The 26,859-nt window shown below is 63.5% G+C and carries 21 protein-coding genes and 1 tRNA gene; 13 read left to right on the top strand and 9 right to left on the bottom strand.

Annotation, left to right across the window (positions count from 1 at the left end):
* Positions 1-355: 355 nt before the first annotated feature.
* From U0023_RS16790 to U0023_RS16780, 3 genes are all read left to right on the top strand, one after another.
* Positions 356-2,380 carry a beta strand repeat-containing protein gene (locus U0023_RS16790; protein ID WP_009489380.1) on the top strand — a complete coding sequence of 675 codons (2,025 nt, stop codon included), beginning with the start codon at positions 356-358 and terminating at the stop codon, positions 2,378-2,380.
* Positions 2,381-2,567: 187 nt separating this feature from the next.
* On the top strand, positions 2,568-4,421 hold the full coding sequence (locus U0023_RS16785; RefSeq protein ID WP_009489379.1) for a type I secretion system permease/ATPase: 1,854 nt from the start codon (positions 2,568-2,570) through the stop codon (positions 4,419-4,421).
* Positions 4,418-5,785, top strand: coding sequence for an HlyD family type I secretion periplasmic adaptor subunit (locus tag U0023_RS16780; RefSeq protein WP_083861286.1), 1,368 nt, complete (start codon positions 4,418-4,420; stop codon positions 5,783-5,785). Before U0023_RS16785 ends, U0023_RS16780 begins: the two co-directional genes overlap by 4 nt.
* A 458-nt stretch (positions 5,786-6,243) precedes the next feature.
* On the opposite strand, the gene U0023_RS16775 is transcribed toward U0023_RS16780, so the two are convergent.
* A complete protein-coding gene (locus U0023_RS16775; protein WP_009489377.1) occupies positions 6,244-7,104 on the bottom strand; it encodes an NAD-dependent epimerase/dehydratase family protein in 861 nt (286 codons plus the stop codon).
* Between the two features lie 1,260 nt (positions 7,105-8,364).
* Here U0023_RS16775 and U0023_RS35450 point away from each other — a divergent pair.
* The 4 genes from U0023_RS35450 (at position 8,365) to U0023_RS16755 (ending at position 11,754) form a co-directional block, all read left to right on the top strand.
* Positions 8,365-8,721, top strand: a complete 357-nt coding sequence (locus U0023_RS35450) for an ATP-grasp domain-containing protein (RefSeq protein ID WP_040637959.1) — start codon at positions 8,365-8,367, stop codon at positions 8,719-8,721.
* Positions 8,722-9,255: 534 nt separating this feature from the next.
* Entirely contained in the window at positions 9,256-9,513 is a 258-nt protein-coding gene (locus U0023_RS35565; RefSeq protein WP_083861285.1) for an integrase core domain-containing protein, read from the top strand.
* A 129-nt stretch (positions 9,514-9,642) separates the two neighbouring features.
* Complete coding sequence (locus U0023_RS16760) at positions 9,643-11,046, top strand: cytochrome b6 (RefSeq protein ID WP_009489375.1); 1,404 nt, start codon at positions 9,643-9,645, stop codon at positions 11,044-11,046.
* Between the two features lie 66 nt (positions 11,047-11,112).
* On the top strand, positions 11,113-11,754 hold the full coding sequence (locus U0023_RS16755; RefSeq protein ID WP_009489374.1) for a DUF4142 domain-containing protein: 642 nt from the start codon (positions 11,113-11,115) through the stop codon (positions 11,752-11,754).
* A 172-nt stretch (positions 11,755-11,926) separates the two neighbouring features.
* On the opposite strand, the gene U0023_RS16750 is transcribed toward U0023_RS16755, so the two are convergent.
* On the bottom strand, positions 11,927-13,888 hold the full coding sequence (locus U0023_RS16750) for a tetratricopeptide repeat protein (RefSeq protein WP_009489373.1): 1,962 nt from the start codon (positions 13,886-13,888) through the stop codon (positions 11,927-11,929).
* 182 nt (positions 13,889-14,070) lie between these two features.
* Here U0023_RS16750 and U0023_RS16745 point away from each other — a divergent pair, with 182 nt between their 5' ends.
* Complete coding sequence (locus U0023_RS16745; RefSeq protein WP_009489372.1) at positions 14,071-14,319, top strand: DUF1127 domain-containing protein; 249 nt, start codon at positions 14,071-14,073, stop codon at positions 14,317-14,319.
* Between the two features lie 160 nt (positions 14,320-14,479).
* Here the strand turns inward: U0023_RS16745 and U0023_RS16740 are convergent, their stop codons facing one another.
* The gene (locus U0023_RS16740; protein ID WP_040637958.1) at positions 14,480-14,737 is read right to left on the bottom strand and encodes a type 1 glutamine amidotransferase family protein; all 258 of its coding nucleotides are present in this window, start codon (positions 14,735-14,737) and stop codon (positions 14,480-14,482) included.
* 381 nt (positions 14,738-15,118) lie between these two features.
* Between U0023_RS16740 and U0023_RS16735 the strand changes: the two genes are divergently transcribed.
* Positions 15,119-16,516 (top strand): metal-dependent hydrolase family protein, encoded by a 1,398-nt coding sequence (locus U0023_RS16735; RefSeq protein ID WP_009489371.1) that lies wholly within the window; start codon positions 15,119-15,121, stop codon positions 16,514-16,516.
* A gap of 386 nt (positions 16,517-16,902) precedes the next feature.
* Here U0023_RS16735 and U0023_RS16730 read toward each other — a convergent pair whose 3' ends face one another.
* A complete protein-coding gene (locus U0023_RS16730) occupies positions 16,903-17,226 on the bottom strand; it encodes a hypothetical protein (protein ID WP_009489370.1) in 324 nt (107 codons plus the stop codon).
* A gap of 1,009 nt (positions 17,227-18,235) precedes the next feature.
* On the opposite strand from U0023_RS16730, the gene U0023_RS16725 reads away from it, so the two are divergent.
* The 4 genes from U0023_RS16725 to U0023_RS16710 all read left to right on the top strand — a co-directional run bounded on the left by U0023_RS16725 (position 18,236) and on the right by U0023_RS16710 (position 20,281).
* Positions 18,236-18,499, top strand: a complete 264-nt coding sequence (locus U0023_RS16725; RefSeq protein ID WP_009489368.1) for a hypothetical protein — start codon at positions 18,236-18,238, stop codon at positions 18,497-18,499.
* 179 nt (positions 18,500-18,678) lie between these two features.
* Complete coding sequence (locus U0023_RS16720) at positions 18,679-18,942, top strand: zinc-finger domain-containing protein (protein WP_009489367.1); 264 nt, start codon at positions 18,679-18,681, stop codon at positions 18,940-18,942.
* Complete coding sequence (locus U0023_RS16715; RefSeq protein ID WP_009489366.1) at positions 18,943-20,130, top strand: FAD-dependent oxidoreductase; 1,188 nt, start codon at positions 18,943-18,945, stop codon at positions 20,128-20,130. It abuts the gene before it with no gap.
* Between the two features lie 65 nt (positions 20,131-20,195).
* Positions 20,196-20,281: transfer RNA gene (locus tag U0023_RS16710), tRNA-Leu, on the top strand.
* 67 nt (positions 20,282-20,348) lie between these two features.
* On the opposite strand, the gene tyrS is transcribed toward U0023_RS16710, so the two are convergent.
* The 5 genes from tyrS to U0023_RS16685 form a co-directional block, all read right to left on the bottom strand.
* Complete coding sequence (tyrS, locus tag U0023_RS16705; protein WP_009489365.1) at positions 20,349-21,605, bottom strand: tyrosine--tRNA ligase; 1,257 nt, start codon at positions 21,603-21,605, stop codon at positions 20,349-20,351.
* A 1,109-nt stretch (positions 21,606-22,714) separates the two neighbouring features.
* The gene (locus tag U0023_RS16700) at positions 22,715-23,860 is read right to left on the bottom strand and encodes a hypothetical protein (protein WP_009489364.1); all 1,146 of its coding nucleotides are present in this window, start codon (positions 23,858-23,860) and stop codon (positions 22,715-22,717) included.
* A 73-nt stretch (positions 23,861-23,933) separates the two neighbouring features.
* Complete coding sequence (locus U0023_RS16695) at positions 23,934-24,908, bottom strand: phosphoribosylaminoimidazolesuccinocarboxamide synthase (RefSeq protein WP_009489363.1); 975 nt, start codon at positions 24,906-24,908, stop codon at positions 23,934-23,936.
* A gap of 127 nt (positions 24,909-25,035) precedes the next feature.
* A complete protein-coding gene (locus tag U0023_RS16690) occupies positions 25,036-26,139 on the bottom strand; it encodes an outer-membrane lipoprotein carrier protein LolA (RefSeq protein WP_009489362.1) in 1,104 nt (367 codons plus the stop codon).
* 151 nt (positions 26,140-26,290) lie between these two features.
* A complete protein-coding gene (locus U0023_RS16685; protein ID WP_009489361.1) occupies positions 26,291-26,833 on the bottom strand; it encodes a DoxX family protein in 543 nt (180 codons plus the stop codon).
* Positions 26,834-26,859 lie beyond the last annotated feature (26 nt).

Below are 26,859 nucleotides of genomic sequence, written 5' to 3'. Positions count from 1 at the left end.
AGCCTCTCCGATGCCGAGGTCTGAGCTCCTTCGCACTCGGCGAACACCACGCTAGGCAGCTTACGCCGATACGCCTCCCTAAAGAGGAATCATCGTATCGATGCAGGGATTGGAAACTGCTTTCATCTCTTGCGCGGCAATTCGCATTCGCACACGCATTCTCATCAGCCTCGACAAGTACCGTGAAATCGCATGTTTGCATCGCCTCAAGCAGGACGATGCGCAACCGGAATCACCGTCTACGTCTAAAGGTGTTAACCGTGCGCGTCGTTGCTTTAACAAACACAGTCCTTAGTATTCGGACGAATTCACAGCGTTGTTCGCGTAAACGAAACCATTTCAAGGGGAGTGCGTCATGCCCAAAGTCAGGCTCACCGGTTCAAACGACTTCTCCAAGATTTCGACGGCCGGCAGTTATCAGGTGTATGGTCTTGGAGGAGCCGACATCATCCAAGTGAGCGTCGCCCGCGGGTCGACTGCACCCGATAGCGGTGACTATTTGGATGGCGGCGACGGCAACGATACCATCACGGCCGCGGACACGAGCGATACGCTTGCCGGAGGCGCCGGTACCGACATCCTACGTGCCAATGACGGTAATGACGTCATCTATGGCGATGCCACGGATGCCAACGAGGACGGCATCGTGGATCCTGCGAGCATCGACAATCCGGTCGGCGGCGACGACATCCTCGACGCCGGCAACGGCAATGACACGCTCTTTGGCGGGGGTGGCAACGATAGCCTTCTCGGGGGCTACGGAAACGACAGCCTCCTGGGCGGTTACGGGAACGATATGCTCATCGGCGCTGGCGACAACGACACGCTGCAGGGAGGCGCCGGCAACGATACGCTCGACGGCGGCCTCGGCAATGACGATCTGGACGGCGGAGATGGCGACGATCAGATGCTGTCGAGCACCGGTGACGACATCCTTCGCGGCGGCCTCGGCGTCGACACTCTGCTGGCGGGAGGTGGCAACGATCAGCTTTTCGGCGGTGACGGAAACGATGATCTGAATGGCGGCGAAAACGATGATCGGCTTGTCGGCGGCTCCGGAGCGGATACACTGAATGGGAGTATCGGTGTTGACACGGCCGATTACTCCGGATCGGCGCAGGCCATCACGATCCAGCTCAGCGCCGACCCCACCGCGCCCGGCACTGGTACGGGCGGCGAGGCCGAGGGCGACAGGCTTATCGGAATCGAGAAGGTCATCGGCTCATCGTCGAATGACACCCTGCTCGGCAGCACCATCGCTGATGTGCTCGATGGTTTCACTGGAAACGACCGGCTCGTCGGTGGTGGTGGCGCGGATTTTCTGATCGGGAACGGCGGCTTGGACACAGCGGATTACTCGACATCGGGGGCTGCGGTCGCGGTTACCTTAAATGCCGATCCAGCAGGCTTCGGAACCGGAACCGGTGGTGATGCCGAAGGCGATCAGCTTAACACGATCGAGCGTGTCATAGGGTCGAACTTCAATGATACGCTGACGGGCAGTTCGAACGGCGACATACTCGTCGGCGGTGCCGGCGCGGACGTTCTGGCCGGGGGCGCCGGCATCGATACTGCGGAATACTCGACCTCGTCGTCCGGGGTCACGACCAACCTTGAGGCCGGGACAGGCCTCGGCGGCGATGCCGAGGGCGATCAGCTCAGCACGATCGAGAACCTGATCGGGTCAGCCTTCAATGATCTGCTGATTGGCGACGCAGCCGCGAACCGGCTCGAGGGCGGGAGCGGTAACGATATACTCCGCGGCGGGGTCGGGGCCGATGTCCTGATCGGCGGGGATGGGGCAGGCGACACGGCAGATTATTCGACGTCATCGGCTGCGATATCGGTCACGCTGACCGCGGTTGCGAATGGGGCCACGACAGGCGCCGGAGGGGAAGCGGCTGGAGACCTTCTGAACGGCATCGAGGACCTTATCGGCTCGGCCTTTACCGACACGCTGAATGGCAGCGCCGTGGCCAACCGCCTGGTCAGCGGCAATGGTAACGACGTCCTCCGCGGTGGCAGCGGCGCGGATCTTTTGATCTCGAACGGCACGGGTACAAAGACCCTGATCGGTGAAGGGATCAACGACGGCGGCAGCAGTGGAATCGACACCTATCGGACACTCGCCGGGACCTCGATCATTTCTCAATATCAGGCAGGTGAAGATATCCAGGTCGGAGGCACGTATACGGCAACCACTCTGGCTCAGATTGATTCTACCGGCACCCTCGCACTCAGGCTGACCGGAGCAGGAGGGGCGTTCACCACCTACGTGATTGTAGGAACGACAGCCAACACTTCGGCCGCGCAAGCTGCATCGCTTGCGATCCAAAACAGCGGTGACATCTCCATCGTTGATCCGGCATCAATCGCGTAACCATGAACAGCCATGGCATGTGTGCGTACCATCGCCGCCATTCATGCATGCCATGGCCCGCGCGAGGCATTAATCGCTTCCAGCGCAATGCGCCCTAGGCATGGCGCTCACCATCGTTTGCCACGAGCCGGATTCAAGGTCGCCATCGATCCAACCTATTGTCTGTCGAAGTTATGGGGAAGCGGGAATGACGCTGCAGGCCAGCACTACACAGCCGACACGACGGGACACGGAACTCGATCAAGCCCTGTCGGCTTGCCGGTCAGCGTTCTGGATCATGGCTCTGTTCAGCGTCATCATCAACATGCTGCTGCTGACACAGCCCATCTATATGCTCCAGGTCTACGACCGGGTGCTGACGACTGGTCATATTGAAACCCTGGTGACGCTCACAGGCCTCGCCGCGGTAGCTCTCCTCCTTCTCGGTGCTCTGGAGGCACTCCGCTCGGCGGTCACGGTCAGGATCGGCTGCTGGCTGTATGACCGGCTGGGCCCAGTATTGCTCACGCACGGCGTCAATGCTCGCCTTCTCGGCGATAGTGCGGGTGCCCAGCCATTGCGGGACCTGAGCCAGATCCAGAGCTTCATCGCGACCCAGGGACTGACGGTGTTCTTTGATGCACCCTGGGTCCCGGTTTTCGTGATCCTGATCTGGATGCTCCACCCCGTTCTCGGAACACTGGCCCTTTGCTCCGCCATTATTCTCTTCGGACTGACTGTCGCCAATGACCTCCTGACACGCAAACCCAATCTCACGGCCAATCTCGCCCAGATCTCGGCAACTCAGCAGGCGGAAGCAGCCATTCGCAATGCCGAGGTCGTCTGTGCCATGGGGATGCTTCCCGACATAATCCAACGGTGGAAGGTCACGAACGCGACGTCGCAACGCGCGGTCCGTACTTCGGCCGAACTGGGCGGCGTTCTGGTGGGCCTGACGAAGTTCGTTCGCTTTCTGGTGCAGATCGCGGCGCTTGGATTGGGCGCATGGCTCGTTCTCCGAGGCGAGCTATCACCGGGAGCAATGATCGCCGGGTCGATCCTCCTCGGCCGTGCTCTTGCGCCGGTCGAGCTGGCCATGTCGGTCTGGCGCGGCTTTTCCTCCGCTCGAATTGCCTATGGACGCCTCAAGCAGCGTCTGCAGAACGCGACGGCTCAAGTCGCCAGGACGCGCCTTCCCGCGCCAATGGGGCGCCTGGCCGTCGAGAATATCACCTATGTGTTGCCGCAAGATCGGCGAGCCGTCCTGCGAAACATCTCGTTTGCGGTCGAGCCGGGAGAAGCCGTGGCGGTGATTGGGCCATCGGCCGGGGGAAAGAGCACTCTTTGCCGTCTGCTGGTTGGCACTGCGATGCCCTCTTCCGGGCAGATCCGGATCGACGGGTCGCAGATTGACCACTGGGATCAGAGCCAACTTGGTGAGTTCATCGGATACTTGCCGCAAGACGTCGAGCTCTTCGCCGGCACCATACGCGAAAATATTGCTCGGATGGGGCAGGTCGACGATCAGGCTGTCGTCGAGGCGGCCATGATGGCCCATGCCCATGAGCTGATCCAACATCTTCCGCAGGGATACGAGACGCAGATCGGGGACGGCGGGGCCGGCCTTTCGGGCGGGCAACGCCAGCGCCTAGGACTCGCCAGGGCCGTTTACGGCAGCCCACGTCTGATCGTCCTTGACGAGCCCAATGCCAATCTCGACCAAGCCGGGGAGTCGGCTCTGGCGGCAACTCTTCACGAGCTGAAGATGCAAGGCACAGCTCTTATTATTGTCGGCCACCGTCCTTCTACCTTGGCCCAGGCCGATAAGATCCTCCTTCTGAAAGATGGCCGTCTCGAGCTCTTTGGGCCACGCGAACAGATCCTTCAAACATTACGTGGACTTGCCGCGACGAACGGCAGATCGGGAACGGTTCCGATGCACAAACCCTCGGGTGCCGCAGTCGACGGCGCCGAAACTCCCGAGGGAGTTTCCGTGGTCGGAACGCCTTCCATGTCAGCCGTTAGCTCCGAAGCCCCAGAACATACTAGGTGTGCACAATGACCCAAAGCCAGGCACTGAGAGTCATCGAAGGAGGTCGAGATCGGTTCCCGACAGCCGTAGAGGACCGGGCCGTGCTTCAGAGGGGCCTTCGGGGGCCGTCACGCGCAGGTCTCATTCTGACAACGAGCTTCCTGCTGGTCTTTGGCGCGTGCGGATCCCTTGTTCCGATTGCCGGCGGTGCGTCCGCTCCTGCAATCATCAGCCCGGACGGGAGCCGCAAAACCATTCAGCATCTGGAGGGGGGAATAATCGAGACGCTGATGGTCCGCGACGGCGATACGGTCGGCGTTGGACAGCCCCTCGTGAACTTGTCCAGCATTCAGCCGCGCGCGACATACGAGACATTGCTGGAGCAGAACCGGACCTTGCTGGTGACCCGCGCACGCCTGCTGGCCGAAAGTGCGGGGCGAGACGATATCGAATTACCAGCCGAGCTGCGCGACGCCATGAGCGACCCGGGTCTCGTCAAAGTGCTTGAGGGTCAGCGGCAACTGCTAAGAACCAGACACGCCATGCATCGGTCGCGAGTACGAGTTCTCCAGCAACGCATCGAACAATATCAGGAACAGATCACTGGGTTGCAGGCTCAGGTTCAGAGCACCACGCGTCAGTTCGAATTGCTCAACGAAGAAGTCGAAGGAAAAGAGCAGCTTCAGCGGAAAGGCATTTTGCCGAAACCTGAATTGCTTCGTCTGCAACGCATGCAAGCGGAGATCCTCGGCCGAAAGGGCGAGTACGTCGGCAACATCGCCAGGGTCAGGCAGCAGATCGGAGAAGCAGAGCTTCAAATTTCGGCCTTCGATGCGGAGCGTGCCGACCAGATCTCAACGCAGCTTGACCAGGTTCGCATCGAACTGGCGGCAACCAACGAGCGCCTTTCAGCCAGCAAGGACATTCTCAATCGCACGGTCATCAGGTCACCTGTCGCAGGCAAAGTCGTAAATCTTCGCTTCAAAACTGAAGGTGGAGTCGTCCAGAGAGGCGAGCCGATCATGGATGTCGTTCCTTCGGACGACTTGCTGTTGATCGACGCCCGCATCTCGCCGAACGATATCGATGTCGTCCACACGGGCCTCCGAGCGCAAGTCCACTTGCTCGCCTATTCCAACCGCACCACGCCGCGGATCTCGGGCTCCGTCAGATCCGTTTCCGCCGACCGTCTCGTCGATGAGAGTACACGCCAGCCCTATTATCTCGCCCGTGTAGAAGTTGATCGCGAGCAAGTGAAGCAAATTGGTTCATCGATCGAATTGGTGCCCGGGATGCCGGCGGAGGTCTTGATCGTCACTGGCCAACAGACGTTGGTACAATATCTGATCAAGCCCTTCACCGACGTCTGGCGGCGCAGTCTCCGGGAACTCTGAGATCTTTGGACCGCAATGATCCACCTTATTCGGCATGGATCAACCTTGGAGATGTGTGACTGGGTCCCGGACCGACCGGCCGATCCTTGACTTCAAGTCAACTGCATCCGCTCAAGTGATCTTGAGTGGTATCGAGATGGTCACATAATGCGCAAAGGGCCGGCGAAGCGTGCCTGCAATCGACCGCTTCCTCTCGTCGAGCAATTCGACAAGCTGGCTTGGTGAGCCCTGCAGGTAGAATAACCATCCTTATGTCCTCATTGAAAATTCGCGACAGAGCCAGATCTGGCCGCCTGAGGCGACCCGCCATTGAGCCGCCTCGGAGGCTACTGCCTGTTAGGGATCGAGGTCCGGACCTGAGGCTAGAGCAGCCACAAGGAAAACGACTGGCGTATGCCAATCTCTGACAACACCAACAGCGTCAACACGGATCTGCGATGCTGCCCAAGTGGTAGGTCCTAGCTTGACGACGCCGTGCGCCAGCCGTAACGCGGCTCGTATCCCAGAAGCCGTCGCGCCTTCCCAATCGAGAGGAGCGTTTCGTTCGGCTCGACCTCCCTCGTGAAAGCAACGTCCGGGTAGAACTCCGCCATAAGTTCCGAGTTCGGCCGCGTCATCACGGTGTCGGCATTGGCAATGATGAACACCTCGGCGCCTTTGAGCGATGCCTCAAGAGCCTTCCGGACAGCCTGTGCCGCATCCCGCGCGTCGATGTAGCCCCACAAGTTCCACTTCCGCGATTGCGGATCTGCTTCAAACGAGGCAAAGCGCGCGTAATCGGCCGGCTCCATAACGTTGGAAAAGCGCAGGCCGATGATCTTCAGATCAGGATCCCAGCGGCAGAATTGCTGCGCCATTTCCTCGCCAAGGAACTTTGACAGCGAGTAGGCTGTCTCCGGGCGCGCCGGATAATCCTCATCGAGAGGGGCGTACGGGGGACGTTCGTCGAACGGCAGGCCGAGGACCGTTTCGCTTGAGGCCCAGACAAGGTTACGGATTGCAAGCTTCCGTGCCGCCTCAAAGACATTGTACGTGCTGAGAATGTTGTTCCTGAAGGTTACGGCGTTGGTATGTCGTCCCGGTGCCGGAATGGCCGCCAGATGCACAACAGCGTCCACACCCTTATGTCGCGAGTCGACTTCCGAGAGAGCCTCCAGGGCTTCGCCAAAGTCGGTCAGGTCTGCCTCGACGAAGGGGCAGAGCGCCTCACCCGGGCCGATCGCATCCACGTTGATGACCTCATAGCCATGTTCAAGAAGATCGCGGACGCACGCCCGGCCCGTCTTCCCGCTCCCACCTGTCACAAGAACCCGCTTCATCCCTCATCCTCCTCATCCTCTGGACACCCTATGATCGGCCGACGGCCAGCTCAACGGTTGTGCCCATGCCATGCTGACAGCCTCAGCGTAGCTGTTTGGATTGGCCCGCAGAAGCGGCTTCCGTCTCCATCCATTGGCCGATCACGTCCTACCCTAGACAATTTTGCCGCCATTTCGGTATCAGCGCCGCTTACCGCAGTGATGAACAGCCCTCATCGATATCGATGCGGCCGTCGCGACTTGAGGTGATCGAAGACGGCACGCTGAGACAACGTCTCAAGGGGGCCATTAGCCGACCTTTGGGGTAAATTACTAGGCAATCTTAATCTCGTGCCGGTGAACAGGACGCGTCACGAAAATTCGTCGATGCAACACAAAGAGGCGCATTACTTCAATAAAGTTGCGCCTCATCGCACTGCCAAGTTTAATTTGGCAATACGAACAAATAGATCAGCCTAATCCACGCCTTATACAAATAATGCGCACTCTATATTAAAGTTTTTGCCCAATAAGCTCATTAACATCATGATTAATTTCGTATATATTTATTTAGTATTCGATACTATAATCCATTAATAACTTAATACATTGGGATAAAGGATAAATACGTGGCACATTTGATCGGATTTCATCTTATATTGGGCAACTATTATTCAAAAACTTGTCCGTTAACACAGGTCAAACGCGCTGCACCGAGATAAGGATGTGGACCCATCCTACAATTCGAGCCTGCGTCATGGGAAATATGGACCTCGTGCGTCCGCTTGGCTTAGCGGGCATTCGTTGTGCGGTGGCTGCGCCCCATGGCCATCCGGTTCTCCACTCACGGTTCGTTTGCAGGACCGCCTCATGGGAGGAGGACGAAACCAATGCCGATGCCAGAATCGAGGCTCTGCTGCGTTTCGGTGCGGCGCAACGAGAGCCGACGGCGCTATTCTATGAAGGGGTTCCCGACTGCTTCTCATCTCCCGTCACCGAGAGCAACTCGCGTAGGTTTTTCGCTTTGTCATCGCAGACTCGGCGACAGTCGAGGATCTTACCAACAAGGCGCGATTTCAGGAACTCGCCGTCCGTCTGGGCCTTCCAGTCCCGGCCGCGTTCCTTATCAACGCGTCTAGCAGCAGACCCTCCGATAGTGAACTAAGATTTCCGGTCGTCATCAAGCCCAATCAGCATAGGGGATCCTGGGCGTCCATCGAGGCATCAGGCAAGGCGTTAATAGTCAACACTGCGGAAGACCTGAAGAAACTCTGGCCCCGATTGGCTGCGGTCGTTCTGGACCTGATGGTACAAGAAGCCATCCCCGGTCCGGAAAGTCGCATCGAGAGTTATCACGTCTATGTCGATCAAACGAACGCTACTGCGGCCGAGTTCACTGGGCGCAAGATCCGCACATTTCCTTTATCCTGCGGCCATAGCACAGCTCTCGAGACAACCGATTGCGCTGACGTGAGGGCGCTGGGACGAGACATCGTACAAAAGATCGGCCTGCGCGGCGTTGCAAAACTCGACTTCAAACGAGAGCCGAACGGAGAACTTCATCTCTTGGAGATCAACCCGCGTTTTAGCCTTTGGCATCACCTTGGGGCTATAGCGGGAGTAAACATGCCCGCCTAGTCTATGCCGATCTGGCGGGGCTGCCGCGGCCACCGGGAAGAACCGCCCGCGCTGGTGTGCGCTGGCGTAAACCCTGGGAGGACGTACGCGCTGCGCGGGCGTGCGGAATACCGACCTTCACCTGGTTGCTCTGGACTCTGCGTTGCGAGGCCAAATCAGCTATCGCATGGGATGATCCCGTCCCGCTGCTGTGGGGAGCCTTATCCTGAGGTGACACCGGCGAAGTGGTCCAGCCGCTGTGTTAGTCTGGCCGGCAAATTTCCTTGGGGGCTCAGGGAGGCTTGTCATGCGCAAGAAGCGCTTCTCGGTCGAGCAGATCGTGGCGCTCCGGAAGCAGGTGGTGCGCTACGTGCAAGCGTCCCACGGCTACAGCGAGCGGCGGGCCCGCGCCCTGATCCGTCAGCATCGGTCGACCCAGCGCAAGCCGCTGATCGGGGATCCACGTCTCGAGCTGCGCCAGCGCATGCATGAGATCGTGCGCACGCGGGTGGGCTATGGCTACCGGCGCGTCCACATCCTGCTCGAGCGCGAGGGCTGGAGCGTCGATTTCGTTCACGGTGCGCTCAGCACCGGCCAGACGTTTCGGGCTCTGACGGTGATGGACGTGTTCACGCGCGAGAGGCTGGCGATCGAGGTCGGGCAGCGGAGGCCAAGCGGATCATCGAGGCTTGGCGGAGGGACTACAATGAGAGCCGTCCTCACATGGCGCTTGGAAACCGAACGCCGCAGGAATATGCTGTGCGGATAAGCCCTTCGCCACTGGCGCACGGCTCAGGAGCCGGCGAAAGCTAACGCCCGGCCTGGACTACCCGCATGGGCAGGCCAAGGTTCGGGGTGTGGTAGCATCGTCACCTGGCCAGTGACCACGACTGATTCCCGCGCGACGCTACGGCGGCCCGGGGCGAGGGATGGAGGTACGGCATGTTCTCCAGGGCTTCCAAGGCGATCGTACCGGCCTGCGGCCTGCTGATCCTTGCGGGCGCTATTGCGGCCGTTTCCGACCCGCTGCCGCCGGACGCAACCTACAGGCCGCTTCCCACGCTCCCCTTCTCGGCCGTGAAAACGGCGGACGAGGCGCAGAAGCCGCAGGTCACACAGCAGCAGAGCGATCTGCTCAACCAGCGCTACGACCTCTCCGACCGACCCGTTCCGGGTGTGATGATGTCGGGCGGCCGCAAGCCCGTTCAAGGCGGCGTCAGGGTCAAGCTTCCGTCCGGCCTCACGTGGGACAGCCTGGCGGCCATGAGCCCGGAGGAGATCCGGCAAAAAGGCCTGCTGCCAGCCGGCTTCATGCCGCTGCCCCACGTCAAGCAGGCCACCGGCGGCCAGGTCTTTCCCACCAACCAGATCGACGAGATCGGTCGGCAGGAAGGACGGAACCTGAGGCGGTTCGACGTTGACTTCGACCTGCCGGACCGCTTTACGCCCGAGTTCCCGCCGCCGATCTTCCTCACCACGCATCCCGAGCTGGGCGACGTATCCCGAGGACAACTGCTCACGATCAAGAACTTCTACGAACTGATGGTGGGCGTGCTGACGCCGGTGCAGATCGAAGGCCTGCGTCTCCTGCTCACCCCCTTCCCGCAGGAGGAGTTCAACCAGACCGAAGATCGCAAGGTTGCCGAGCAGAGCCTCGGCGTGACGTGTCTCGACTGCCATTCGAACTTCCACACCAACGCCGCCTTCCACCAGACGCCGGACGTGCGTCCGCAGGCGGCCCGTTTCCGGCTCGACACGGTCAGCCTGCGCGGGGTCTTCAACCAGCAGATCCACGGATCGAAGCGATCCCTGCGCTCGGTCGAGGACTTTACCCAATTCGAACAGCGCACGGCCTACTTCAATGGCGATCATGTCAGCGCTCAGCGCAAGGGGATCAACAGACCCGACCGTGTCGATCAGGTGCCGATGATGGCGCAGATGCAGAACATCATCGACTTTCCGCCGGCCCCGAAGCTGGATCCGTTCGGGCGGCTCGATCCGGCCAAGGCCACCGAGCAGGAACTCGCAGGCGAGCGGGTCTTCTTCGGCAAGGGGCGCTGCGCCGAGTGCCATGTCGCCCAGACGTCGTTCATGGACAACAACATGCACGATCTCAAGCTGGAGCGGTTCTACCAGATCGGGCAGACGGTCAACGGCCTGGTGATGCTCCCGGATGGGCCGATCAAGACGATGACGCTGCGGGGCATCAAGGATTCGCCTCCGTACCTTCATGACGGGCGGCTGCCGACGCTCGCCGATACGGTGGAGTTCTTCAACCTGGTGCTCGGCGTGAAGCTGAGCCAGGAGGAGAAGGACAACCTGGTTGCCTATCTGATGACCCTATGACGGGCGGGCGGCTGCCACCGGCCGCCCCCGACCCGCTCGTGCAGGGCCGCACTGGGAGGGATGCCGATGCGCCGTCTCATCTTCGTCTCAATCTTCCTCCTGTTGCCGGCAGCTTCCGTCCCGGCGCAGATCGGCAATCCGGCGGGCATGCCGCCGGGCACCGCACAGACAGCCCCGGGAACTCCGGCCCCTCATCAGACCAACGCGCAGGACCGGCTGTTCGTCGACCAAGCCACCATCGGGGGCATGGCGGAGGTCGAGTTCGGCCGCTTGGCCGAGCGCAAGAGCCAGAATGACGCCGTCAAGGCATTCGCCCGGCAGATGGTTCAGGATCATACGAGGGCCAATGACCGGCTGGCGGATCTGGCCAGGCAGAGCGGCACACCGCAGGCGGGCTCGCTGGACGATGAGCACCGGGCGGTGCAGATGAACCTCGAGAAGCTGACGGGTCACCAGTTTGATCTCGCGTATGCTGACAGCCAGGTCCAAGATCACCAGAAGACCGCTCAGCTTCTCGCGTGGGAGATCGGATCGGGGCAGGAGATGGCGCTCAAGCAGTTCGCCTCCGAGATCCTGCCGATCGTCCTGCGCCATCTGGAGATGGCGCAGGACCTCAAAGGGCAGTTGACGGGGACCGGACCGCAAGGGGTTTCCGCGAGCGCCTCCGACACGCGGGCGGTTCCGGCCCGGCCGGGACAAAAGCCGTGAGCCAGTGGCGGGAATCCAGACCGATTGCTGTGGACGGAAGCGGACGTCAACGCGTCAAAAGCGATCCGGCATTCGGTGGCAAACGCCATCAGGCCGGAGGCAAGTGCTCAGTCGAATGGATATTTCGCCACTTTCCAACATGGAAGATCATCGACCCAGTCTGGGGATCGGCTTACGGCTCTCCCATGGGTAGCCCAGCCATTTGCAGACCTTCGACGATCCTCGGCAGAAAGGGCGTCTGGAACAGCGGGTTGCGCATATGCGCCGCGATCGTGAACTGGGGATATCGGCGCAAAAGGAGTTTGGCCGATTGGCGGGCCTCATCCAGCCGTCCTGCCTGGGCCAGGGATGGCGCCAGGATCCGATGGGCCCACAATGCGTCTGGCTGCACGTCCACACCTTTCTGGATAAAAGCCGCCGCGCGGTCATAGCGCCCGGCGGCAAAGTGCGCCGTGCCGATCCCCACGTAGGAATTGAAGTTGATCGGATCGAACGGACTGATCCGAAGCCCGCGCTCAAAGTGATCAATCGCCAGGTCCGAGAGACCCTTGTAGGTGAGGATCCAGCCGCTTCGCTGCCACGCCCAGGCTGAGTTCGGGTCCCGCCGCAGCGCCTCCTCGATGAAGGCGGCTGCACGATCGAGATTGCCCGTCAGGGTGTGGACGGCGCTCAGCGTCGTCAGAACGAGCGGATCGTCCCTGTCCAGGCTGGCCGCCGCGTTGGCCAAATCAAACGCCCTCTCTCGATCTTTCTGCGGATCGGCGGACCGGAGATAGGTGACGTGCTGGATGCGGATCCAGGCCGCAAGCGACTTGGCGAGGGCATAGCCCGGATCCATCGCGATCGCTCGTTCCAGCAGGTCAAGGGCCTCCTGGGCCGTGTCCTGCGCATTGGACCAGACAGCCGGCATCGCCCGCATGACGCAGTCATAGGCATCCATGCTGTCAGGGCGCTTGCGCCGCGCACGATCGATTTCCGATGAGCGGATGCTCGGGAGGATCGCCCCGACGATCGCTTCGGTGAGACTATCCTGGAGGTCGAACACGTCCGCAACGTCACCGTCGAACCGGCCGGCCCAGACATTCCCGCCGTCCGATCCGTCGATCAGTTCAGCCGTGACCCGTACGCGCGAACCGGCCTTCCTGACGCTCCCCACAAGGATGTAGCGAACCCCCAGATCCGCCGCGATCTGCTGAGGCCCGCGTTCGGTATCACGGAAGGAGAAACTGGAGTTGCGGCCGATGACCATCAGGCCTCGCACGCGGGACAGGGCGGCGATGATCTCTTCGACGATCCCGTCGACGAAATACTCTTCGGCTTGGTCTGCACTGAGGTTCCGGAACGGCAGAACCGCAATGGAAGTTCGCCTCGTCGGTGCCTCGTGGGCAGGCGGAGGCGTCGCCGGATCCAGGACGGGAACGTGGTCGCCAGCCAGGAGCGCGGCGGTTTCCTCCTCCGGTGCGGCGCCGAGTTCACGATGGAGCACTTCACGGCAGAGCTCGAACTGCCGGCGAGCCCGGTTGGGGTGGCCTGCGCGCATGTGGAGCCGGATCAGTGCCCTGTGGGCCTCCTCGGCTGCGCCGTCCTGCGCCAGCAGCCGGTTCGCCAAGTGCTCGCAGGCGATGGCCGCCGCGGAGCTGTCAGGACCGGCCAACTCGCTCAGCCTCTCGGCGAGTTGCAGCGCCGTCCGCCGGTATGCTCGCGTAATCGGCTGCGCCCATTGCTCGAACGGCTCGGGCCCGCTTGTCCCGGCAAGCACGTCTCCGGCGTAGAGATCGGCCGCTGCCGTCAGGCTCTGTGGATCGCCGCGCCCGGCGAGATGGTCGAACTGCCAGAGATCGATCGCGTCGATCGAGCCCGCGAGCCTGACAAGCGTGGCATCGCTGTCCAGCTTGATGTCCCCCTCAGGTCCGGCCAGAGCCCGCCGCAAAGCGGTGAGGCCCTGGCGCAGGCTGCCGCGCGCTTGCGGCTCAGGCCGGTCCTGCCAGAACAAGGTGCAGAGCTGCTCGCGCCGCATGCCCCGTGGCCCTGCCAGCGCCAGGGCGGCAAAGAGCATCGCCACCCTGCGAGGCGCAAACTCGCCCTGTTGCGGAGTTGCGGGCCCGAACGAGAGCCCGCCGAACAAGCGGATCATCGTGAACTCTCACGCTTGGCGCTCCGCTCGAGGCTAGCACAGGCCGTTCGACGAATTCACGAAGAATTCACGCCAGCAACCGCCGATGACGCCGATCGCACAACGGAGCCCGAACGACGGCTTCACGCACTTGCGTTGAACTCCTCCTTGCAGCCGCCCCGACGGCCGAGAAGGAGAGCGTCATGATCCAGAGCCCGCTTGTTGCCACGGCCTCATCCCAAAAGGTTTGGTTCGAGACCGAGCGCCACTTCCCGAGGGTTGTCCGGTGGATCCGGCAGTGGTGGATCGCCCGCAGGACCCGCCGGATCGTTGCCGAACTGACGAATGAGCAACTCGCCGACACGGGCATCGATCCGAGCCTGGTGATCGGACCGGTATCCATTCAAATGGTGGAGCGTGGTTTCCACACCAAAGCGGCCGGCTGGCGCTGACCCTGATGAGAGTCCGTACCATCGGCGGCGGACATGATCGGATCGGGTCGGCGCGACGTGCGACTGGATCATGCAGGAGGCGGCGGGCCGGGACTGGCGTGAAGCCTTCCCCGTCCTCGCCTCGTGCCCCCGGGGAGCACAACGAGGCGATTACTACTTGTCAGTACTCCCCATTGAGCCCAGGCAGATTATGGTCCCAAAGCTGCCGCTGAAAGGCGGCCGATCCTTCCCGCACCGCCGTGACGATCGTCAGGTCGGAACTGCTCGGCGATCCTCCCGGAAACGGAGGCTCGGGATCATATTCCATGGAAAGCTGCACCCGCCGGGTCCGGTCTCCCCCGGGCAGGCTTGCCGCCAGCGTCAGAGCGAAGTCGATCCCGGAGGTGACCCCAGCCCCGGTCACCCGGTTGCGGTCCACCTCAACACGAAAGCCTGACTCCCCGATCCTTATAGTCTTTGGTTGTGTGGGCCGGTGGAAAGCGGTGGCGCTTGCAGCTGATGGGCTTGGTCATGCTGGAGCATTTTTCGGTGAAGTGGATCCGGTTCACCGTCAAAGAATGCGGCACAGCAAAGACAAGAGGTGATTCCACGCACGTGGAAACAGCTCTAGGTGATCGATGGGGAAGACTCGGGCGAGGCCGGACGAGGTCGGGTCCGTGTCCCCTCCCATATCGCCGCTGCCGGTTTCAGGGTTTTCCCTGATGGTCAGATGCGCCTGCAGGGGCGAGGCTTCTTGAAGGCAAGCCGATGCTCGAAAAGGCACGCAACGGGGGCGGCTCAGGCGGTTAGGTCTCGCGCGATGTCCCATGCAGAAACGTTCGGCAATCTGAAGCACGGCCTGTCCCGGCTGCTCATCGCGATGGGCGCCCTGTCGATCGGGTTTTCCTCCGCTTCTCTCGCGCAACAGCAACCGCCCGCCCCTGCCGGCGACACGCCGATCCTCTTCCAGAACGTCCGGATCTTCGACGGGAAGAGCCCGACGCTCTCGGCGCCCTCGAACGTGCTGGTGCGCGGCAACGTCATCGAGCGCGTCTCGGCCGATCCGATCGATGTCGCGGCACAGGCCGGGGCTCGTGTCCTCCCGGGGAACGGGCGCGTGCTGATGCCGGGCCTGATCGACATGCACTGGCATGCGATGCTCGTGCGGCCGACGCCCGCGATTCTGCTCACGAGCGACATCGGATATTCCACCCTGCTGGCCGGGGTCGAGGCCACGGCGACGCTGATGCGCGGCTTCACCACGATCCGCGACATGGGTGGGCCCGCCTTCAGCCTCAAGCGCGCCATCGACCAGGGATTGCTGCCGGGGCCGCGCATCTATCCGTCCGGCGCCATGATCACGGTCACGGGCGGCCACGGCGACTTCCGCCAGCTCTCCGACCTGCCGAGGACCATCGGGGGCATGCTGGCCCGTGTCGAGCAGCTCGGCGGCAGCATGATCGCCGACAGCCCCGACGAGGTGCGGCTGCGAACGCGCGAGCAGCTCATGCAGGGCGCATCGCAGATCAAGCTCATGGCGGGCGGCGGCGTGGCGTCTCCGTTCAGCCCGCTCGACGTCGCGACCTTCACCGAACCCGAGCTTCGCGCCGCGGTCGAAGCGGCGGAAAACTGGGGCACCTATGTCTGCACCCATGCCTATACGTCCGTGTCGATCCAGCGCTCGATCGCGGCCGGCGTGAAATGCATCGAGCACGGCCATCTGATGGACGATTCCACGGCCCGGTTGATGGCCGACAAGGGCATCTGGCTGAGCACGCAACCCTTCCTCGACATGAGCGCCGCCAGCGCATTGGGCCCGGCGGAACAGGCCAAGATGGCGAAGGTGGTCACCGGCACCGACAACGTCTATGCCCTGGCCAAGAAATACGGGATCAAGACAGCCTTCGGCACCGACGTCCTGTTTTCCGAGGCGCTGGCGAAGCGGCAGGGCGCCATGCTCGCCACCCTGGCGCGCTGGTACACGCCTGCGGAGGCGCTGGCCATGGCGACATCGACCAATGCCGAATTGCTGAAACTCTCCGGTCTCCGCAATCCCTATCCCGGCAGGCTCGGCCTCGTGGAGGAAGGAGCGCTGGCCGACCTGCTGCTGGTCGACGGCAATCCCCTGGAGAACCTCGACCTCGTCGCCGATCCGGAGAGGAACTTCCTCGTCATCATGAAGGACGGCAGGATCTACAAGGACACGGTGCCGAAGTGACGCCTCCGGCGACATGCGGATTTGAGGGCGTGGATGGCCGGGCTTGTCCCGGATCAAGTCCGGGGTGTGATGACAAGGTGGAGCTGTCGCGGCCCTAACCATACGTCGCGCGCCAGCCCTGTCACCTGCCACGTCATGGCCGGCCCTGTGCCGGCCATCCCGCTGATTTGAAGCGCCGCGCGCTACCGACCGGGATCACCGGGACAAGCCCGGTGATGACGTGGTGGGTGTGATTGCCCCTTCCCTCATATTGTGCCCCGTCTCTGCCGCCCTCCGTCGTCATGGCCGGGCCTGTCCCGGCCATGACGATAAGGAAAAGCGTCGCGCCTCGACGGATCGGGATCACCGGCACAAGACGGTGATGAAAAGCGACCGGCCCCCTCGCCTCAATGCCGCCGGATCGGGCCCGGCAGCGGCGCGTCCTCAAGCTCGCCGCCCTGCAATTCCCGCACCACGCCGCGCGCATACATCATCAGGCGCCCGTCCTCAGTCCGATAGATCGCGTAGAGCGGCTCGCCCTGCCGCTCGCCGCGCCGGAGCGCCATCGCGGCGATCTCCTTCACCGCCTGCAGCAGGCAGAGGCCCAAGCCCACCAGCGTCACCGGCACCATGACGAGCGAGAGCGCCTGGATCCATTCCGGCGCGGTGTGAAACTTGGACAGCGCATCGGCCATGACGGAATAGGCATGAGGGCTGGGCAACGGCTCCATCGGCAACTCCCTTGAGTGGAAGCGACCACCAGCAATGCGCTGGTGGCCGGGGAGTTGAGAAGCCGTGCTAGGACGACCGCGATGACCTTTAGGCTTTCACCCTGGACATGCGCCATCGCCTCCCCGACCGTAAGGTTGGGAAGGCATCGTTCACGGCCGATACCGGCCGCCTAACAAGGGGTTCTCACGCCCCAGAACCGGATGCGTCCGGCTCCGGCGACGAGGTAACACGCAACAGGGGTGCGGGGTCAATGGGGGAGGCCATGAGGTGAAGGAGTGCACCCATGTCATTCCCGGCCGAAGCGCAGCGGAGGGAAAGGGAATCCATCGCTCGGCGCCAGATCGTGGATCCCCTTCCCGCACTGCATGCACCGGGGATGACACCTACTCACGTCATGGCCGGGCTTGTCCCGGCCATCCCGCGTGTGTGAAGCGCCACGCCACAACGGATCGGGATCACCGGCATAAGGCCGGTGATGACGTGGAGGGGGTGGTTGGCCCTTCCGCACCGCGTGCACCAGCCCTGCCATCCTCCGTCGTCATGGCCGCACTTGTTGCGGCCACCCACGCCTTTGCCGTGGCTGGAAGACGTGGGTAGCCGGGACAGGCCCGGCCATGACGTGAGAGGGTGTGGACAGCGTGATGTTATGTTCTCACTTTGTTCTTGACAGATGATGTAACCTTGGCTATATCATTGCACAGCCTGATCCGACGAGGGGCGCGCTTCGCGAGGCGTCGCACGGTGTGGGAGCAGGCACGGTCCTGTCCGCCGGTCACGCAGCCGGCGGCAGGAGGCCCTTGGCAGCCTTGTGCTGGTCCAAGTCTAAACGCCTAAAAGAACCGTGCGTGACGAGCAGTTCGGCTCTCACATTCACCATTAGACATCGAGCCGGGCTGCCCGACGCGCCACCCTCGATCGCCTTCGAACTCCGGGCTCCCGCAGCCCGGAGACGAAGGCCCATGCCCTGTCCCTTTTTCATGTCCCGTTCGATTGCCGAAGGATCATTCCATGAAACGCTTTCACCCCATCCTGTCCGACCTGCCCGATTGCGACGATACCCTGCGCCGCCTCGCCGACGTGCTGCAGATGCCGGTCACCTGCCGCAGGTCTCGCTGCCGACGTGACGGTTCCTGCCAGGGCGGCTTCGGGCCGCCCTGCTATCTGGAGGACCGCCGGGCCTTCGTGACCGGCGTCGGCGAGCAGATGCAGGAATACCGGGAGTTCTGGCATGACCGGCACCGGGCGATCCAGGCCGAGGAGCGGCGGCGGTGACGCCGTCTCTCCGGAAAAAGGCTCTGGAGCCGTTTCCCCTGCATGGAACCGGCTCTCGTCGTTGCTTTGCCGCATTTCATCGACGGCGAACCGGATCCGGTTTACGGAAAAATGCTCTAGGCGCATGGCCCTTCGGCCATTATGGTGCCGCCGAATTTCATCCCTCGAGAGCGACGGCCATGGCTGACAAAGGCACACCCCATTTCCACAACGACCCGGGCGTTCCCGTCATTCACGTGGGCTCGAAGGAGTTCATGTGCATCGGCGCGACGCCTCCCTTCGACCATCCCCATATCTTCATCGACATGGGCTATGACAGCGAGACCGTCTGCTCCTATTGCTCGACGCTGTTCAAGTACGACCCGTCCCTGAAGGCCGACGAGGCCCGCCCGGCCGAGTGCGTGTGGGAGCCCGATTTCGCGACCGATCCCGCCTCGCGTTAAGTGCCTCATCTTTCCATTGCCATCGTCGGCGCCGGCATCGGCGGCCTGACGGCGGCCCTGATGCTGGCCCGGCAGGGCCACGCGGTCACGCTCGTCGAGCGCAGGACCGGGTTCAGCGAGGTCGGCGCCGGGCTCCAGCTTTCGCCCAATGCGAGCCGGATCCTCCTCGGTCTCGGGCTCGGCGCGGCCCTGCGCCGGGTCGTGACGGAGCCCCAAAGGGTCGTCGTGCGGGCCATCCGCTCGGGCAAGACCATCGGGCAGGTCGCCCTCGGGGCCTTCATGCGCGAGCGCTTCGAGGCCCCCTATTGGGTCGTGCACCGGGCCGATCTCCAGACGATTCTCCTCGACGCCGTCCGGTCCGAACCGGCGATCCGGCTCGTCATGGGCCGGACCGTCGAAGAGGTGTCGGACGGATCCGACCGCGCCCGCCTGACCTGGACCTCCGCCGGCGGCGCGCGGGAGAGCATCGAGGCCGACCTGATCATCGGCGCGGATGGCGTCTGGTCGACGGTCCGGCAGGCCCTGGGCGACCGGACGCCCCCGGCCTTTCGCGGCACCATCGCCTGGCGCGCCACCTTCGAGCGGAGCCTGGCCCCGGCCGAACTCGCCGGCGACGAGACCGGGCTCTGGCTCGGCTCGCGGGGTCACGTGGTGCATTATCCGATTGCCGGGGGCAGGCTCGTCAACGTGGTGGCCATCCAGAGGAGCCCTGCTCCCGTGGACGGCTGGGCCGCGCCGGGCGACCGGGACGCGATTCTCGGGCACTACGCCTCCGCCGCCCCTGCCCTGCGCAACCTCCTGGCGCAGCCGCGGGAATGGCTGCGCTGGTCCCTGTTCGACCACCCGGCCGAGCGCCTCGTCCAGGGCCGGATCGCCCTTCTCGGCGACGCCGCCCACCCCGTCCTCCCCTTCCTGGCCCAGGGCGCGGCCCTCGCCATCGAGGAGGCGGCCACCCTCACGGCCCTTCTGCGCCAGGACGGGCGGAGCCTCGGCGAAACCCTGTCGACTTACGAGACGCAGCGCCTCCCGCGAGCCCGCCGGGTGCAGAACGAGGCCCGCAAGAACGGGCGCATCTATCATGCGGGCGGCCTCGTGGCCTTCGGGCGCAACCAGGTCATGCGCCATCTCGGGCCCGAGGGCATGACCCGGCGCTACGACTGGCTGTACGGCTTCCGCACGCCCGCGTGACCTTGGGAGAGGAAACCTCTTGGCCCTTGCACTCCGGCCCCCGGCCCGATAACCCTCATCCCGATGCGGACGTGGCGAAACCGGTAGACGCAAGGGACTTAAAATCCCTCGGGCTATGCCCGTGCGGGTTCGACCCCCGCCGTCCGCACCAATCCAGACAGGGAGTGGATCCCGGGAAACCCGAGATCCGTGAGAGCGCCTTCCCCGCAGGTCGATGCTCAGGCATCGGCCCGGACCAGCACATGCCGCTTCTTGCCGACCGTCAGCTTCAAGGTCCCGTCGGCGAGATCCGCGGTGCCGATCCGCGCATCCGTGTCCTGCACCACGTGCCCGTTGAGCCTCGCCCCGCCGTTCGCCACCAGGCGGCGCGCTTCGCTCTTCGAACTCGAGAGGCCTGCAAGAACCAGAAGCTGCGCAACGGTGACGCCGTCATCGAGCTGCGAGCGCATGAGATCGAGGCTCGGAAGTCCCGAGGCGTTCTCCCCTTCCTCGAAGGTGCGGCGCGCGGTGTCGGCCGCGTCGAGCGCGGCGTCCTCGCCATGCGCGAGACGCGTCGCCTCGTGCGCGAGAACGCGTTTCGCCTCGTTGATCTCGGAGCCTTTCAGTTGGCCGAGCCGATGCACCTCGTCGAGCGGCAACTCCGTGAACAGGCGCAGGAACCGCGCGACGTCATCGTCCTCGGTGTTGCGCCAGAACTGCCAGAACGCGTAGGCACTGAGCTTCTCGGCATTGAGCCACACGGCGCCGCTCGCGGTCTTGCCCATCTTGGCGCCGGTCGACGTGGTCAGCAGCGGCGTCGTCAGCCCGAAGAGCGGGCGCTGGTCGATGCGACGGGCGAGCTCGATGCCGTTGACGATGTTGCCCCATTGATCGGAACCGCCCATCTGCAGCACGCAGCCGTGGTGGCGCGACAGCTTGAGGAAATCGAAGGCCTGGAGGACCATGTAGTTGAACTCCAGCAGCGTCAGCGGCTGCTCGCGCTCCAGCCTCTGGCGCACGCTGTCGAAGCTCAGCATCCGGTTGATCGTGAAATGGGTGCCGAAATCGCGCAGGAACGGGAGGTAGCGCAACGGGTCGAGCCAGACGGCATTGTCCACCATCACGGCATCGGTCGGGCCATCGCCGAAGGTCAGGTAACGGGAGAAGACCTGCTTCAGCCCCGCAGCATTCCTGGCGATCTGTTCGTCGTCGAGCAGAGGCCGGCTCGCATCGCGGAAGCTCGGATCGCCGATCTGCGTGGTGCCTCCACCGATGAGCACGACAGGCTTGTGACCGGACTTCTGGAGCCACCGCAGGGCCATGATCTGCACGAGACTGCCGACATGCAGGCTGTCGGCCGTGGCGTCGAAACCGATATAGGCCGCGACGGGCCCGTCGGAAAGCCGCGCGTCGAGGCCGTCCAGATCCGTGCATTGGTGGACGAAGCCGCGCTCGGAGAGCGTCTTCAGGAATTCCGATTTCAGGGTGCTCATCATCTTGTCTCCTCGGGATGGGCGGGAGCCGCTGCCCGGAGACCTGATCACCATATGAAGATGCCGCCGGAGAGCGGCGGCATCGAACGTCTGGTCGCAACCGAACGGAGCCGCCCTATGGGGACGGCGTAAAATAGTTCCTGAAGGTGGTGCGACCGGTGATCATGAGCGCATTCATATGAAGATGAGGCGGGCTCGTCAATCCGTTCCCGCACACGGGCAACAGATCGGTCGACCGTCGTCGGGCCCTCCCTTGCGCAACAATATCCGACTCGACCTGAGCATCGTCCTATTCCTAGGGAGTAATTCGCATCGATCCGTCGCATCACTCCACCGGGATCGGCTTACACCGAACGGGTATGAGTAAATTTGCAGCATTACCTCCATATGACAAAATATATAGTGCACCACCGACGTATTAGCTCCAGATAGAAATAACCTATACCGAACTCATCATGGAATAAAAGTGTTCTCTGCTCAACAATGAGTTCTGAAAACTACTTCAGTGAGCAGGAGCATCCATGTCGGTTCGCCTATGCGTTGGACTAATCGCCCTCTTATCTTCCACAAGCGCGTTCTCTGCTGATTATCCGAAGAGAAATACTTCACGCATTACTTCGTATGAAGCGTACACGGCTGCAGAAGCGCGACAACCCGTTGCCAGAGGCGCGAGACGTTCCGAGGCTGCGAACGCTCGATCCGCCACGCCGACAGCAAGCCGGAGCGTCGCTGCCAGGCCGGTCTACACCGAGAATGTGGATGCATCGTTCCGGCAATATTGCCGGCCCGTCACGATCCGCGGCCTGCTCGGTCCGCGCCAAGTGTGGGAATGCCCCACTGTCCCAAGCGCGCAATTCGCACCCGGCCTCGTCAACACCTTCCGCGACCGAGGTGAAGGCCCGCAGGCCGGCGCCAGCCTTGCTGCGTCATCGCCGTCCGGCCCGACTACCGGAGGTCCGAGCAATCCACCCGCTTCAGGCGGCGGATCAGGGGGAAGCGGCGGATCAGGCGGAAGCAGCAACCCGCCGCAAAGCGGCGGAGGCGGTCAGTCGCCCGGTGGCGGCGGTTCCGGCCCGGTCGGCGGCACGGGACCCAGCGCCGGCGGTGGAACGTCACCGGACCATAATGGCGGCACGACAAACCCAGGCGGTGGATCCAATCCGGGCGGCGGAACCAATCCAGGTGGCGGCACTGATCCCGGCGGCAACACCAATCCGGGTGGCGGCACCAACCCCGGTGGAGGCACGACCCCAGGCGGCGGACATCATGGGGGCGGCCACCACGGCGGCGGTCATCACGGCGGCAAGGACGGCCATGGCGGCAAGGACGGCCATGGCGGCAAGGATGGCCATGGTGGCAAGGGAGGACATCACGGCGGTGGCTGGTCCGGCGACCACGGCGGCAAGCCGGATCGCGGCGAGCATGGCGGCGGACGCGGTGGAAAAGGCCGTGACGGCGATCATCACGGCGGCAGGGATCACGGCGGCAGGGATCACGGGGGTAAGGATCACGGGGGTAAGGATCACGGAGGCAAGGGCTCCGACGATGGTCACGGAGGGCATCAAGGCGGCGGATGGTCGGGCGATCACGGCGGCAAGCCCGATCGCGACGGGCACGGCGGCGGTCGAGGCGGTAAGGGCCGCGACGGCGGCAGGGACAACGGTGGAAAAGGAAGCGACGGCGGTGGCCGCGGAGGTCACGAAGGGGGCTGGTCCGGCGGTGACCATGGCGGCAAGCCCGATCGTGGCGATCATGGCGACCGAGGCGGTAAGGGCCGCGACGGCGGTGATCGTGGCGGCAAGGATAACGGTGGCCAGGGCAACGGCGGCAAAGGCTCCAACGGCGAGAACGGTTCCAACGGTGGTGGCAAAGGTCCCGGGAGCGGCCAGGATGGCGGGCGCGGTGACGACCGTGGTGGCCCCGACGGAGGCAAAGGCGGCGGTCAAAGCGGTGGCGATCGCGGCAACAGCGGTGGTAGCAATCAGGGCGGCGACCGGGGCGGCAACGGCCAAGGCGGCAATGGCAACGGCCAAGGAAGCAGCAATGGTGGTGGCCAGGGCGGCCAAGGTGGAGGCGATCGCGGCAACGCCGGCGGCAGCCAAAACGGTGGTGACCGCGGCAATGGAGGCCAAGGCGGGGGCGACCGCGGCAATGGCGGCAGCCAAGGCGGTGGAACCGGCAATCAAGGCGGCGGTGACCGCGGCGGCAATGGCGGCAACGGCGGCGGCAAGCGCTGACCTGAGCCGGCTCAGTCTCAAAACGCAAAGGGGCGCTCCGGCGCCCCTTTTCGTTATGGCCTCGATCTTCAGATCAAACCGTCGCGTCAGGCCGTCAGAAATACGCCTTCAGGTTCTTGCGCACCCGCTCCAGCACCGGCACGTCTCTCGGCGGCAGCGCGAAGGTCTGGCCCGTAATGCGTTCGAAGGCATCGATATAGACGCGGGAGGTTTCCAGCACCACGTCCTGCGGGATCTCGGGGGTCTCGTCCTTGTAGGGATCGCAGCGGGCAATGACCCAGGTGCGGATGAAATCCTTGTCGAAGCTCTCAGGCCGCTCTCCGGCCTCGAAGCGGCTTTGATAGCTGTCCAGGAACCAGTAGCGGCTTGAGTCCGGCGTGTGGATCTCGTCGGCGATCATGATCGTCCCGCTCTCGTCCACGCCGAACTCATACTTCGTATCGACCAGGATGAGCCCACGCTCCCGGGCCATATCCCGGCCTTTCGCAAAAAGAGCCAGAGCGTAGTCGGAAACCGTCTTCCATTGCTCGGCAGTAAGCAGGGCGCGCCCGACGATCTCCTGCGCGGTCAGGGGCTCGTCGTGGCCCCCGTCGAAAGCCTTGGTGGTGGGCGTGATGATGGTCTGCGGTAGCTTCTCGTTGTCCCGCATGCCGTCGGGCAGGTGGATGCCGTACATCTCGCGCTGCCCTGCCTTGTAGAGAGACAGGATCGAGGTTCCGGTCGTTCCCGCGAGATAATCGCGGACCACGATTTCGACGGGCAGGATCGTGAGCCTGCGGCCCACCAGCACGTTCGGATCCGGGTACTCGATCACGTGGTTTGGGCAGATCTCCGCCGTGGCCTCGAACCAGAACTTGGCGGTCTGCGTCAGCACCTGCCCTTTCAGGGGAATGGCCGCGAGGTTCCGGTCGAAGGCGCTGATGCGGTCGGACGCGATGATGATCCGGCGCCCATCGGGCAGGTCGTAATTGTCGCGCACCTTGCCGCGATAATGGTTCGGCAGTTCCGGGATGGTCGCGTCCTCGAGGACGTAACCGGCATAGGCTCCAAGGGCTGCTTTATCCACCATGCTCACCTGCCAAGGATTTCGAAGGCCGTGCTCCGACGGCGTGCTGGCGGAGTTCTAAACCGAAATCCCATGCATGCTAGGCCCAAATCGCCGAAAAGCAGCACTTTCCCCGGGAACAGCCGAGCCCTTACTGACCTGCCTTCGCGTCCCGGCGATAGGTCGCGTTGAGGCCCGACAGGGTCACGGAGGTCTCATAGCCCTGGGCGTCGATGATGGTCCATTGCTTGAGGGCATTGGCACGGCTGTCGAAGCGCAGCGTGATCTTCGAGGTGCCGCCGAGAGTGGCGCTGTCGTCGAACCGCACCGTGACGATGCCGTCGCGTCCAACCTGCACGTCGCGGACCTTCGTGTCCCGCGACAGGTCGATATTGTCCTGAACCAGGAACTTCAGAGGCGTCTGGCTGACGGGATAGACGTCGTTCGTACCGAGCTTCTTGTCGCGGATCGCCACGTTGCGGCCGTCCGAAATCACCTCGAGGGTGCTCGGCGGGGAATAGGCGAAGTGGAACTGGCCCGGGCGGCGCATGGAGAGCGTGCCTTCGGCCTGCTGGCCGTTCGGGTTCTTCTGGACGAAATAGGCCGACATGACGTCGAGGCTGTTGAAGTAGGCATTGACCCGGTCGAGAGCCTCCTCGGGCGTACGTGGACCGGGCGGCGATGTCGGTGTCGGGGAGGACGGAGCAGCCACCGAGGTCGGAGCGGGTGCAGCCGGCTGGGCCGGGGTGGCACGGGCGGGCTTGGGCGGCTCTGCCACCTTGGCCGGAGGCGGCGCGGCGGGCTTGGGCGGTTCGGCCGCCGCCTGAACGGGCGTTTCGGGAGCAGGCTTCTGCGGCTCGGGGGCGGCCGGCTTCGCCTCGACTTTTGCGGGAGCGGGAGCAGGTTGCGTCTCGGGCTTTGCTGCCGTCTGGGGAGCAGATTGCGGCTGCGGTTTCGCGGCCCTCTGAGGCTGCGGCTGAGGCTTCTGCGCCGCCGCTTTCGGCTTCTGAGCCGGCTGGGGCCGCGCCTGCGGCTGGGCCTGGGCGCGCGGGGCGGCGGGAGCCGGGGGCGCCGCTTGCGGCGCAGCCGGGGGGACCGGCTGCTGGGGGGCACTCTCGGCCGGGGCCGCCGGTCTCTTGAACACGCCGTCGAGGAAGCGGGTCAGCGGATCCGATGCCTGTTGGGCTGCGGCGGGAGAGAGGCACGCAAGGGCGACAGCAAGACCGAGAATGCAACGCGAGGACGAATGGAGCATGACGCCAGAGCTAACCTGAAAAATCACCGATGGCCGTGCGCAAAAGCACGGTGCAGCAATGGTTTATGGCCTGGATAAGAGGCTGAATGAAGGCAGGAGCCTTGCAGGCAAAAGCGAGTCGTGTCCAGAGCGGCGGCCCCTTCCGGATCGTTTAAGCGGCATCCGCCAATTCGTCCTCGTCAGCCATGGGTCGGGCGGGCGCGGGCCGTTGCCTCGGCGCCCGTGGGCGGGATGGCTGCTTCTTCTTGCCTTTCGCGGGCTTCGCCTTGGCGTTCAGCCCTCTCCACCAGCCATGCCAACTCCAGGCGCCGGGGCCCATCAGTCCATAGAAGAGGAGACCGGCGAGAACACCGAGATGGGACAGGAAAATCGCCTGCTCGGCCTGGCGGTTCAAACCGCCATAATCCCAAAAGCGATGCATGGTCCCCGTTGTCACGACCAAGGCGGCGATGAGAACGGAAGCGCTCAGGCGCGGCGCGAAGCCGAAGATGAGAGCCAACGGGCCAAAGACCTCGGCGAGGACGATCAGGGTCGCCACCACGTCTCCGTAGGGCATGCCCTTCAGGGTCAGGGAGGCGGCAAGCCCGGAAATGTTCGACAGCCGCCCGATGGCGACCGGAAGAAAGCAGCCTGCCAGCAGCAGGCGATTCAGCAGCAGAACTCCATTGATGCCTGCTCCCCTGCCCTCGCCCATCCCTTCGCCCTCCAGCTCGCCACTTC

The sequence above is a fragment of the Microvirga lotononidis genome, assembly GCF_034627025.1.
Lineage (GTDB): Bacteria > Pseudomonadota > Alphaproteobacteria > Rhizobiales > Beijerinckiaceae > Microvirga > Microvirga lotononidis.
Note: the sequence above shows the minus strand (reverse complement) of the source record. Positions and strands in the feature narration are given on the sequence as shown.

Coding starts and splice junctions, on each gene's coding strand:
- U0023_RS16790 (WP_009489380.1), top strand. CDS start 356: ATGCCCAAAGTCAGGCTCACCGGTTCAAACGACTTCTCCAAGATTTCG.
- U0023_RS16785 (WP_009489379.1), top strand. CDS start 2,568: ATGACGCTGCAGGCCAGCACTACACAGCCGACACGACGGGACACGGAA.
- U0023_RS16780 (WP_083861286.1), top strand. CDS start 4,418: ATGACCCAAAGCCAGGCACTGAGAGTCATCGAAGGAGGTCGAGATCGG.
- U0023_RS16775 (WP_009489377.1), bottom strand. CDS start 7,104: ATGAAGCGGGTTCTTGTGACAGGTGGGAGCGGGAAGACGGGCCGGGCG.
- U0023_RS16760 (WP_009489375.1), top strand. CDS start 9,643: ATGTTCTCCAGGGCTTCCAAGGCGATCGTACCGGCCTGCGGCCTGCTG.
- U0023_RS16755 (WP_009489374.1), top strand. CDS start 11,113: ATGCGCCGTCTCATCTTCGTCTCAATCTTCCTCCTGTTGCCGGCAGCT.
- U0023_RS16750 (WP_009489373.1), bottom strand. CDS start 13,888: ATGATCCGCTTGTTCGGCGGGCTCTCGTTCGGGCCCGCAACTCCGCAA.
- U0023_RS16745 (WP_009489372.1), top strand. CDS start 14,071: ATGATCCAGAGCCCGCTTGTTGCCACGGCCTCATCCCAAAAGGTTTGG.
- U0023_RS16735 (WP_009489371.1), top strand. CDS start 15,119: ATGTCCCATGCAGAAACGTTCGGCAATCTGAAGCACGGCCTGTCCCGG.
- U0023_RS16730 (WP_009489370.1), bottom strand. CDS start 17,226: ATGGAGCCGTTGCCCAGCCCTCATGCCTATTCCGTCATGGCCGATGCG.
- U0023_RS16725 (WP_009489368.1), top strand. CDS start 18,236: ATGAAACGCTTTCACCCCATCCTGTCCGACCTGCCCGATTGCGACGAT.
- U0023_RS16720 (WP_009489367.1), top strand. CDS start 18,679: ATGGCTGACAAAGGCACACCCCATTTCCACAACGACCCGGGCGTTCCC.
- tyrS (WP_009489365.1), bottom strand. CDS start 21,605: ATGATGAGCACCCTGAAATCGGAATTCCTGAAGACGCTCTCCGAGCGC.
- U0023_RS16695 (WP_009489363.1), bottom strand. CDS start 24,908: ATGGTGGATAAAGCAGCCCTTGGAGCCTATGCCGGTTACGTCCTCGAG.
- U0023_RS16690 (WP_009489362.1), bottom strand. CDS start 26,139: ATGCTCCATTCGTCCTCGCGTTGCATTCTCGGTCTTGCTGTCGCCCTT.
- U0023_RS16685 (WP_009489361.1), bottom strand. CDS start 26,833: ATGGGCGAGGGCAGGGGAGCAGGCATCAATGGAGTTCTGCTGCTGAAT.